Raw genomic sequence first — 3,129 nt, forward strand, 5'->3', positions numbered from 1 at the left:
GTCATAAAGCCATTAAAACAGCGGGCCGTGAAGGACATGCGCAAATGGTAGCCGAGCAGGCTGMTGCGGCGTGGCCAAAGCGTTGTCGAGACCAGTTATCCATCGAGATGCTATTGATTTGATAGCTGCTTGCGCACATCAAACAAGGGCCGAGGGCCAATACGCCGCTGTGCTTTTTGCCCACGCAGAGCCGGCCGCTTGCCATTCAGCGGGAACAAGGCATTGACAGAATTCCGCAGGCTTAAAAAGCCAGAAAATTGACGCTATAATCTAAGGCTGTATTCCTCAATAGCTCAGTTGGTAGAGCGCCGGACTGTTAATCCGTAGGTCCCTGGTTCGAGCCCAGGTTGAGGAGCCAATAAATTCAAGGCCTGCACGCAAGTGCGGGCCTTTTGTCTTTCTTGGCGCCGCGAAACATGATGAGGCGCCACGTCTCATACCATTTCCCCGCGTCAGCTCGATCCTGGTGGTCTGCCGTTAAGTGCCCTATCGTCAGGCGGGGTACCTAGTACCATCGTCAGGAAAATCTTCGAATACCTTCGAATACACAAGGCGACGAGTAGTTGATGGCGCCCTCACAGACCGTAAACATGCAAAACCTAGAAATCAAGCTGCGGATATTCGGCACCCTCCTGGTGCTCTTGCTATTCGTGCCAGCCAGCCATGCGCAAGTCTATAAGTGGGTAGATGCGAAGGGGCAAACGCATTATTCTTCGCGAAAGGACGATGCCGGTGCGGCCAGGGCAGATGAAGTGAAACTGCCGCCTCAGCCAGCACCGTCTCCAATCGCCAAACCTTCAGCCGAATACTTGCGTGGACAAACCAGGCAACCGCAACCACGACTGGTGCCGGAGAAGGTGGCTGACAGTCCACCCACACCAAAACCGCCCAAATCGCTCTCGGGGGGAAAAGAAGATGGCACCGATGCGTCACGATGTGCTCTGGCCCGGGACGTTCTTAGCGGCGCTGTAAGGCACCGCAATGGGCAACCCACGGACAAATATGATCGTGACGTTGCCCAAAATGATGTCCGGGCATTTTGCCGCTAGTGGCACCTCTGCTTGAATTTGCAGGGTGTACCTGAGGGCTACGGAAAACGAATGACTGCACTCATGACTGAAACTGCTTTTGACCACGAATACCCCCGAGTGCTGAGCATTGCAGGGTCCGACAGCGGCGGCGGCGCCGGCATCCAGGCCGATCTCAAGACTTTCGCCGCGCTGGGCTGCTACGGCATGACCGCCATCACAGCGCTGACGGCCCAGAACACGCGCGGCGTTCGCGCCATCCACGGCGTGCCGCCGCAGATGCTGCGCGACCAGATCGATGCCGTGATCGAAGACATAGGCACGCATGCGGTGAAGATAGGCATGCTGCACGCGCCCGACATCGTGCGGACCGTGGCGGAGGCAATTGACCGGCATGCGCTGCAGAACGTGGTGCTGGATCCGGTCATGGTCGCCACCAGCGGCGCGGTGCTGATCGACAACCCGGCCATTGCGGTGCTGGTGCGGGAGCTCTTCCCACGTGCCATGGTGGTCACCCCAAATCTCGACGAAGCTTCGCTGTTGGTCGGCCGCCCTCTGGGCGATGAGCAGGCCATGCAGGCCGCCGCACAGGAGTTGCTGACGCAGGGCGCCCGCGCCGTGCTGCTCAAGGGCGGGCATTTGCCCGGCGACGTGGTCAGCGATTTACTGGTCACGCAAAATGGCGAACTGCACTGGATGCGCGGGCCGCGCATTCCCAGCCCCAACACCCACGGCACCGGTTGCACGTTGTCGTCTGCGATTGCCGCGCACCTGGCGTTGGGGCACCCTCTGCTGGAGGCCGTGCAGCTCGCACGTGCCTATGTGCGCGCAGCGCTGGAGGCCGGTGCGCGGGTGCGTACAGGTGCCGGTGGCGGGCCGCTGAACCACGGCCACGCGCCCATCGCGATGCGGCTCAAGCCGCTGCGGTAATACCGGAGCGGCCGCTGCGGGTGAGGCGTGCCAATGCAAAAGTCAGCACCAGCGTTGGTAGCGCTGCACCCCACTCGGGCGCAAATTTCGCGCACAGGTGATAACACGCAATGCCCAGCACCCAGATCGCGACGGCGCTGGGATTCACCTTGCGTTCGGCCACCAGCGAAGCGATATCGGACGTGCCGGCCAGCCGCGCCAGAATCACGCCGTACAAGGGCACAAAGACCGAACTGAGCATCAACAAAAAAGGCTCCAGGCTGTGCATGGGCAGCACCAGCGCCAGCGCAGTGCACAGCAGGGCCAGCCMCACGCCCCAGCGCCGCACGCTCCAGGCCGGTTTCAGGCTGTGGCCGGCCACCGAGCCCGAATAGAGATCGCCATACGCGTTGTCGACCTCATCGATCAGGATCAGCCCCAGCGCGATCAGGCCGCCTTGCGCCAGCAGCAGCGCGGCGACCAGGTCGGTACTGGGCGCCGTGATAGCGACGAGCACGCCCAGCGCATAGCACCAGATATTGGCGACGGCATAGCCCATCCAGGTGCCGCGCAGCGCGGCTTTTCCATCGCGTCCATGGCGCGCGAAATCGGCCACGAGGGGTAACCACGACACCGGCATTGCGATCACCAGGTCGAGTGCGGACAGCGTGCTCATGCCGCCTTCGCCGGGCCGCATCCAYAGCGCGCTCAGTCCTTGGGCATTGGCCTTGGCCAGGAATTGCCAGCTCAACCACAGCAGCGAGGCGATGACCAGCGGCAGGCCATAACGGCCTATGAATTTGCGCACCAGTTTCACCATGGAGCCTGAGAGCAGCGTCAGCAGCACCGCACCCCACAGCAGGGTAGCGAGAAGGGGCCACAAGGCTCCGGTAAAGCCGCCCGACTGGCGCGCAATGGCCATGGTGCCGTCGCGCATCACCACAAGCTCAAACGTGGTCCAGCCGATGAGCTGCACGATGTTGAGCAGCACCGGCAGGCGCGCAAAGCTGCTGCCATAGGTGGCATGCATCAGCCCGGCGCTGGAAAGCCCGCTGTCGCAGCCGATCCTGGCCGTCCAGGCCAGCAAGCCGGCGCCAAGTACCGAGCCGCAAACGATCACCAGCAAGGCTGTCTGGGTGCCAACGGCCGGCACCAGGTAGGCGCCGATCTGCATGACCAGCAGGCCCACCCC

General features: G+C 62.1%; 3 protein-coding genes and 1 tRNA gene. 3 read left to right on the top strand and 1 reads right to left on the bottom strand.

The genetic code is table 11. The features are described 5' to 3' along the window. Window positions 1-282 precede the first annotated feature (282 nt). The 3 genes from AC1DWI_RS17725 (at window position 283) to thiD (ending at window position 1,958) form a co-directional block, all read left to right on the top strand. Window positions 283-358 (top strand) — tRNA-Asn (locus AC1DWI_RS17725). Between the two features lie 232 nt (window positions 359-590). Then, window positions 591-1,049, top strand: a complete 459-nt coding sequence (locus AC1DWI_RS17730; protein WP_477670839.1) for a DUF4124 domain-containing protein — start codon at window positions 591-593, stop codon at window positions 1,047-1,049. Window positions 1,050-1,112: 63 nt separating this feature from the next. Continuing rightward, window positions 1,113-1,958, top strand: a complete 846-nt coding sequence (thiD, locus tag AC1DWI_RS17735) for a bifunctional hydroxymethylpyrimidine kinase/phosphomethylpyrimidine kinase (RefSeq protein WP_477670838.1) — start codon at window positions 1,113-1,115, stop codon at window positions 1,956-1,958. On the opposite strand, the gene AC1DWI_RS17740 is transcribed toward thiD, so the two are convergent. Next, the coding region (locus AC1DWI_RS17740) for a purine-cytosine permease family protein (protein ID WP_477725334.1) at window positions 1,942-3,129 on the bottom strand (1,188 nt) is incomplete at its 5' end. The genes thiD and AC1DWI_RS17740 overlap by 17 nt on opposite strands.

The organism is Polaromonas sp. P3_C2, from assembly GCF_056402675.1.

Coding starts and splice junctions, on each gene's coding strand:
- AC1DWI_RS17730 (WP_477670839.1), top strand. CDS start 591: ATGCAAAACCTAGAAATCAAGCTGCGGATATTCGGCACCCTCCTGGTG.
- thiD (WP_477670838.1), top strand. CDS start 1,113: ATGACTGAAACTGCTTTTGACCACGAATACCCCCGAGTGCTGAGCATT.